An 8,040-nucleotide genomic window follows, 5' to 3' on the forward strand; every position below is an offset into this window, starting at 1 on the left:
AGATGCCCATGTTAAAGTTTTTGATGGTGACGTTGGCATTGCTGTTCTGGGGGAATTTGAGGAGGAGTATGACGTTGCTGTTCTGGGGGAATTAAATATAGAGCCAATCCTACACTACGTAACAGATGAAAAAGGAAGCCTTGCAATCGAACAACTGTTAGAAGATTCCTATCTGGTATATGTCACTTATGAAGCAGATGAGGAATTACTTTATGTCCTAAAACAAATTCAAGTATTTGATGGACAAACAGATGAAATAACCCTTGTTCCTATGGCCGAGGAGGTAGAAACAGGAACAGTAATTGTTCATTTGGAGGAAGAGCGAAATATTTTGATTAATTCAGGCATTATGCAATCAGGGCTGGAAATTCAAATAGGGCTAATTCCTTATGAAGAAATGTTCGATCATATGGATTTGAATGAAATTTGGGAAGGGAGAATTACGGAAGCACAGGCAACCAGTTCAGAAGTTAAATTTGAAAATGTCCCTGTTGGAGAATACAAAATTTTAATTAATGTAAATGGGGCAATAAGAGATATCAGAAGGAGTTATGTAAATTTAGTTGAGGGTCAGGAAAGAATTACTGATGAAGAGATTGACATTACTGAACTCCCCTTTTTAGGTCAATGGAAGTTCCAGTCTGCATTAAATGAAAATGGGCAGGAAATAGATGTACCTTTCAATGAAATGATGATAGGATGGGATTATGATATTACCATGGGCTTCAATGACAATAGTATTTTAGATTTTGTTGAAAACATAGAGGATTTTTATGAAGCTGGAGAAGAATGGGTTTATCTGGAATTTGATTTTGTTGGAGGCGAAGATTTTAATCCAATTTACTTTAGAAGTTTTTACTACTCTTTAAACGATCTTTCAATAGCTCCAGATTGGGATAATCTAAATAATAAAGAGAATTATCAAGGAACAACTTTGAGTTTTAATGTTTATGATGAGGAAAATGGCAATTATGTAGTCACTTTTACCAGGGATAATTAAGGGCTAAGCTTGGGGGATTTTGATCCCTCAGGCCTATTCATCTACACCTATTCAGTATAGGATGCTTTTTAATGCCCTGTTATCAAAACCTATCCATTTATAGCTCTATTTCTTTAGAAAGAAATAGTTTAAGGGGCCTAAAGGATTCCCAAGGCCCTTTTTATCTCTTTTGGCGAAGCTTGGTGCTTCATGGGAATTCTTTACCCAAACTGTGGATTTGCAAGTAAAATTTAAACAGAAGAAAGGAGTAACTTCCCTAAAAATCCTAAAGAGTTTATTCCTAGTCGTCATTCATCAGAATCTTTGATTTTAATTGGTCTTCCTTCTTTAGGGCTCCTTTTTAAGAATACTAATCTTATGAAAAAGACGAAGTGCTAGTTATCTGAGCACCACTACAACAATATTTTACTGTCTTTTGTTTAGTACCCTATTTTTTATGTCTACTAATTGTCTACTGTATGGGGTTCTAAGCAACCCTAGTTTTCTCGAATATTGCAAAATAATTATATAAAATATTTTGGTTTAGGAGCTTATTAAATAATAGTGCTATTGGTAGGAAATTAAAGGCTAAAGTAAACCCTATGAGACCAATGCTAACGTTGCCTTTTGGTTTTATTGGATGTCAGCTTATGTATCATGTATCAAAACTGTAAAGGGCCATTGTATTTTAAAAATGATGAGTAGAATAATATCTAAATACCAGAAAAAAGGATGAGTATAATTCCGGTGCTCCTTTTAATGAAGAAATATGGGTGAATCCTATAATGAGTTGATCAATATAAGTCACTTTAACTATAGCTATTTAACAATTGACTTTCCACAAAGAGCATGCTTTGATATTTATTCTGTTCGAGCATAATGTTGAGGTAGTTTAATGAGGTGGTATTTGGGCTTTTAACCGGAAACTAAGAGAAAAACAACAAGAATTTACGGCTTTTCAAAAGCCTGTTACCGCTAAAATATTTTTTGGCAAATACTAAAAGGAAAACCATTAATTTTTTAACAATCCAAATCAAAAATGAAAAAGAACATCGAATCAAGAATCAATCAAAGATTAAAGTATTTATTAATTTTTCTAATGGGAATTTCCTTCTTGACGGGCTGTAACAAGGATGAATCAGAAAAAATTGATCCTATTATTGAAGAGGAAGAAGGCATAAGTGATGGTACGGAAGATACCTTTTTAGAGATTGACCCCAACGGTCAGGTAATTTTAACCAAAGAGATGTTGCAAGCTCAATTGGCCGAATTAGGCCTGTCCGAATTGGTTCCCAATGTTCGTTATGGAATATTGAAAAACACGGTTTTTTACAAAAGTAGTTTTAGGGGAAAGGAAATTACCGCCAGTGGCGCCGTACTCAGCCCTCTTTTAGAAGATGGAGAGGAGCTCTCCAATCCTTATACTTTTCTTTATTCCCATGGTACGGCCTTTTCAAAACTGCAGGCCCCATCTAGCTTTTCCTTGGAAAACGAAATATCCCTTTATGCCCTGGAAGTGGCACCCGCATTTGTAGCCACAGGGATGGGGTATGTCTTTCTACCGGATTATCCAGGATTAGGAATCAAAGACGGAGTTGCCGTACAACCCTACTTTTTGAAGGAAGCCTCAGCTGCCGACAGTAAAAATATGCTACTAGCTGCTGATGAATCCCTGCGAGCACTGGGCCATACTCCTCCAACAGAATTTGTGCTCACGGGCCATTCTCAGGGAGCTTATAACACCCTTGCTATATTAGAAAAACTACAGCAAAGCCCGCTTAAAACGGATCCTGCCTTTATAGGTGCAAGTGCAGGGATTTATGATCCTCAGTTTTTAAGTAGTATTTTAACGCAAGCTCCAGCTTTTTCTAGGCCATCCTTTTTGGCCTTAATCGTCAAGTCGTATAAAGAAAATAATCCGGAGCTTTTTGCCAATATCACCTATTCGGATATATTCAATGCTCCTTACGACCAATTAATCGCTACCATGGATATGAATGGGGACTTAATTTCTCAACAGATTGATGCCATGCTCCCTACTCAGTTAAGTGGTGAAGGCGGCTTGCTTCAAGTTGGTTTTCTACAAATGTTACAAAATGAGAACAGCCCTATTTCTCAAGCTTTTGCTGCTAATGCGGTGTTGGGTTTGAACCCTAACGGACAAGACGGAATCATCATGCATAGCGATCAGGACGAAGTAGTGCCCTACCAAAGCAGTGTGCAGGCCTTCGAAATTTTGAAAATGCAAGGGGCCAGCGAACTGGAATTGGTCATTGAGGCGAATGGTGGCCATGCAGAATCCATTGCCCCTTTCATATATGAATTTAGCGAGGCTTTACTTCAATTGAATTAAAAGCATAACCCTACTAAAGGCTCCCTTGGGAATAAACCAAAGGGGCCTTTGGTTACCAAACTCACTTATATGTATTCCTTCGTATGAAAAAATATTCTATTTCATCTTTCTTGTGCCTGGTTTTTATGGCGCTGTCTATTACACTTTTTACGCAAAACAATAATAAGCTGATGGGCACTGCTGCCTGTTTGAGCCTTCCCGGATCTGCTATATTTGGGTGGACAGTGAAATAAGCTAAAAAGATTAATTCTACAGCATGATGGAAAAAGGAGATCTAATGATAAAGCGTATTAACTGATGACCATTAAGTTTTGTCACCCAGGTAAAAAGTAAAAGAAGTAGCCGAAAAACTAGACCTTTGTGTTGATTGACTTAGATGATGGAAAGGAGAATACCAACAGTATGGTAAAGGTGGTTTTTACGGTAAGGACAAAGTAAAAAGGTCGGAGGACCATGGGGAAATTCAATGGTTGAAAAAAGCGTTTCATAAGGCTACAATAGAAAGGTGCATTTTAAAAAAGGTAGTTAGAACCTTCTCCAGGAGAGGCAGCAAATCTTTCAGTTCCCCTTAAAATTATAAGCAAATGACATTTATAAAGTTAGCTGATATTTCTGACATCAAATCAGGAAAGATTAAAGAAGTAAACTTAGGAAATAAAAAAATTATTCTATTTGAATATAAAGGGTTACCAAAAGCTTACCAAGGAACTTGCCCTCATCAAGGAGGTCCTCTAGTGGAAGGCCATTTTAAGAATGGAAAATTGTTATGTCCTTTTCATCAATGGGAGTTTTCTTGCTCCGACGGAACCAATAAAAAACATAAGGTATGTTTAAAAAGCTACCCCATTGTGGTTAGGGAGGAAGGTATTTTCCTTGACCCTAAGGAGATTGATAAAGAGGGTGTTCAAGAAGAAAAGGAGAGCATCCAAACTATTGAAGATTTACCCTCACCAAAAGGAACTTTTCTTTTAGGAAATTTGCCGCAATATAAAGCGACGGAAAAGCATTTGGCATTAGAAAGTTGGGTGAAGGAATGTGGTCCTCTTTTCAGAATCAGTCTTATGGGGAAAAGATTTGTCGTTTCTGCAGACCATGATTTCAATCATCAGATTCTGAAAAACCGACCAGAAAAATTTAGAAGGTATTTCAAGATTAGTGAGATCATGGAGGAAATGGGAATTCTTGGAGTGTTTAATGCAGAAGGTGAATCTTGGAAAAAACATCGGAAAATAACGTCAGAGGCCTTGAATATGAAAAATATAAGAGGCTTTTTTCCTACGATTGCAGAGGTTACTCTTCGTTTTTATCATAAACTGAAAAGGTTAGAGAACCAAGGTGTGGAAGTAGATATTCAACAAGAATTGATACGCTATACGGTGGATATTACTACGACCATTGCTTTTGGTTACCCAATGAATACCCTTGAAAAAGAAGGGGATGTGATTCAAACCCATTTAGAGAAGATCTTTCCCATGATTAACGCAAGAATCACGGCCCCATTTCCTTACTGGAGAATGTTTAGATTAATAAAAGACCGAGAACTAGATCATTCTTTATTGGAAATAAGAAAATCCATTATGCATTTTATATCAGTAGCCAAAAATAGGTTGAGCATATTCCCTGAATTGAAAGAAAATCCAACTAATTTTTTGGAAGCCCTTTTGGTACAGCAAGAGAAAGAAGGGAGTTTTTCTGATGATGAGATTTTTGGTAATGTTTTCACCCTTTTACTGGCTGGAGAAGATACCACTTCTAATTCCATTTCCTGGGCATTGTTCTATTTGGCTCAGAATCCAGAAATTGTTAAAAAAGTAAGACAGGAAACTATGGAAGTATTCCCCGGGGAGGTTCTTCCAGAGGATTTTGATAAGATCAATCAATTGAAATATACCGAAGCTGTAGCGATGGAGGCTATTCGACTAAAACCGGTAACCCCACAATTATTTATACAGTCATTGGAAGACCAGCAGATAAAGAATCTAAAGGTGGAAAAAGGGACGACCTTTATGCTGGCAAATAGAGTTGCACAGATTGCTGAAGAAAATTTTACAAAGGCACAGGATTTTTCTCCCGAGCGCTGGTTAGGAACCGGATGTCCTATTCATACCGTTCATAAGCCAGAAGTGATAAAAGCCTTTGGAGCAGGATCTCGATATTGTCCAGGTAAGAACCTGGCCATGCATGAGATGATTATGGCCCTTTCTATGATTTGCAAAAATTTTGATTTGGAATTGACCGTTGAGCCAGACCAGGTAAGGGAAGTTTTTGCTTTTACGATGTATCCAAAAAATTTAGGGCTGAAATTTAAATCTGTTCCCCTTAGTGAATTTCAAAGGAGTTAGATAGCATATTAAAATTTGGAAAGAAGGGGACATTTGTTGCTCTATTGCTGGTGAAGAACGGATAGAGGGAATGAGCTGAAATGAAGGGGTAAGAAGAGATGAAAAATTTTTATGTTTTTCAAATATTTGAAGTTGAAAAAGATTAGAAGTTTATTAAGATTTTGTGGAGCCCTTTGGGTATTTGGGATTTATACTGCCCGGGGTCAAAGCGTGGAAAACCCAAAATCTATCACTATTGCACCAGATAGGGCATTCGCAGTGGATTTTATTCATGAGGGCGCTGGTTCTAGTGTTATACTTGGTTTTTTCTATCTGGATATTGATACGGATAAGGATGGGCTACCGGATTTTTTTGAAACCGGACCCTCCGACGACCTCGATGGAGACGGATTAACCAACATTATGGATCCCGATGATGATAATGATGGAATATTAGATGCAATGGATAAACAACCTGCAGGTGTAACCTCCATGCCAGTTTCATTTTTCAAAAATGGAGAGGTAGCAGCAGCCAATGGTCACTCCCCAGGGGATTATTGGCAATTTGTGCCCAACAATACCATAAATGTTGGAGAATATTATGGGTATTATGAACATCCTGCTGCTTACTTGTATATTGATAATAATAGTAATGAAGTTCCTGATATTTTGGAATATAATACTGGTGCAAATGTATTACCTCCATATATATTGGATAAAGGCAATGATACCCAACACAGTATTTTGGGAAATTTTAAAGGACTTCTTGGCGATTGGCTTTATAGTGGATCACCGGGAAGTTCTGACGAAGAGAAAACGCATAAGACGGGAAGTACCATTTTCTACTCAATGGATGATGATATGGGGATCGGTCAATCCCAGTCTAATTTATTTCCTTACTCCTCCAATTATTTGGATAAATATTCAAATACCAATCAACAACCTGATTATGACCTATATGGAACCATAAACCCTGATGATATTCGTATACCAAGAGAAACTATTCATTCCGGCCCTATGGGAGTGGAGGAATGGAAATACCGTTGCTATCAAGGATTATTTCCAGGAAATAGGGAAGCTGTTTTCTTTGTAGCCGTTTTTTTTACTAGGGGCAGTTCCAAGATAAACACCTTCTACTCCACATCTGCCTTTAATCCGGATGCGGCCTCAAGTTCCTATACACCAAGTAGTAGAAGTACTACTGGGGATAATTTTGCCGGAACAGGTCAAATGAATTGGTTTCCGGGTTTTCAAAATGCTACCGACCATAACATAATTTCGCAAGCAGAGTTTGGAAAGGACTGGGATATCATTGCCACTTCGCCTGTTAATGGTACTTCTCCTATTGCCTTTGACCCTTCTAACCAGGGTTGGGTGGATAAGTATGAAAACTGGACCCCTTCCCGAAAGATCTTTCAATACATTAATGTAGATGATTGGCTTGGTGAAGCGGCGGCACGGGATGTTTTGATGCAACGATATGGCTATAATATCGACATTGATGGGAGGGGTTTTATTATCAGAGCAACCAATGGAAAAGTACCACATTTTTTGATTACGACACCCTCCTCCGATCCCGATGCTTTGTTTATCGGTATTGAGGACCTATATGGCATCAGTGATAGAAGTTTTGATGACCAATTTTTTTATGTTACTACTATTGGTCGCCCTGCGTTGGATGCCACCATGGAAGAAGAAATTGTCTATTCAAGCTGTAATACGGTAAAATATTCGGTGACCATTACCAATAATGGCCATAGAGATGCTTCAAATGTGGTATTTCAAACCACTTTGGACCCCATTTTGAATTTGACAGTAGGAGGGGTAAGTACTTCACATGGGACAGTAGCTTCTGGTAATACAATTGGGGACTCTGAAGTGAGGGTTAATGTAGGTAGGCTTATAAAAGATGGGGATCGGGTAAAAATCTTATTTGAAGCCTCTTTTGATAGTGGCATATTTCCGGGAATATCTCAAATCCAAAGCTTTTCCACCATAACTGGAAGTAATTTTGATGCTTTAAATTCCTATGATCCAGAGAGTGATTTGGTTTCAAATGGAACAATTACGGAACTCAATATAGCCAATGCAAATGCCATAGATCTTGGTCCGGACCAGGATCTTTGTCCAGGCAGTACTATTGTTTTGGATGCATTAAGTGCAGGAAAAGGGGATCAACTTACTTTCCTTTGGAATGATGGAAGTACTGCCCAAACGCTAACAGTTAATCAAACAGGTACTTACTCAGTGACGGTAACCGATGAAAATGGATGTACCGCTACGGATGATATTATTATAATTCAAGATTTTATTGATCCTACGGTGGTAACCCAAGATATCACCATTTTACTAGATGATAATGGGAATGCCAGCATTACAGCCGCTCA

General features: G+C 38.0%; 3 protein-coding genes and 1 pseudogene. All 4 read left to right on the forward strand.

The window, feature by feature from the left end; translation table 11 throughout:
- Positions 1-1,000 (forward strand): hypothetical protein (locus tag E1171_RS23845; protein WP_187696431.1); only part of this gene is annotated, 1,000 nt, incomplete at its 5' end.
- 1,018 nt (positions 1,001-2,018) lie between these two features.
- The gene (locus tag E1171_RS12790; RefSeq protein ID WP_155206399.1) at positions 2,019-3,332 is read left to right on the forward strand and encodes an alpha/beta hydrolase family protein; all 1,314 of its coding nucleotides are present in this window, start codon (positions 2,019-2,021) and stop codon (positions 3,330-3,332) included.
- A gap of 584 nt (positions 3,333-3,916) precedes the next feature.
- Complete coding sequence (locus E1171_RS12795; RefSeq protein WP_155206400.1) at positions 3,917-5,674, forward strand: cytochrome P450; 1,758 nt, start codon at positions 3,917-3,919, stop codon at positions 5,672-5,674.
- Between the two features lie 132 nt (positions 5,675-5,806).
- Positions 5,807-8,040: pseudogene (locus E1171_RS12800) on the forward strand (DUF11 domain-containing protein); the annotation flags it as partial.

It is taken from the genome of Xanthovirga aplysinae, assembly GCF_009711365.1.
In the GTDB taxonomy this organism is placed as follows: domain Bacteria; phylum Bacteroidota; class Bacteroidia; order Cytophagales; family Cyclobacteriaceae; genus Xanthovirga; species Xanthovirga aplysinae.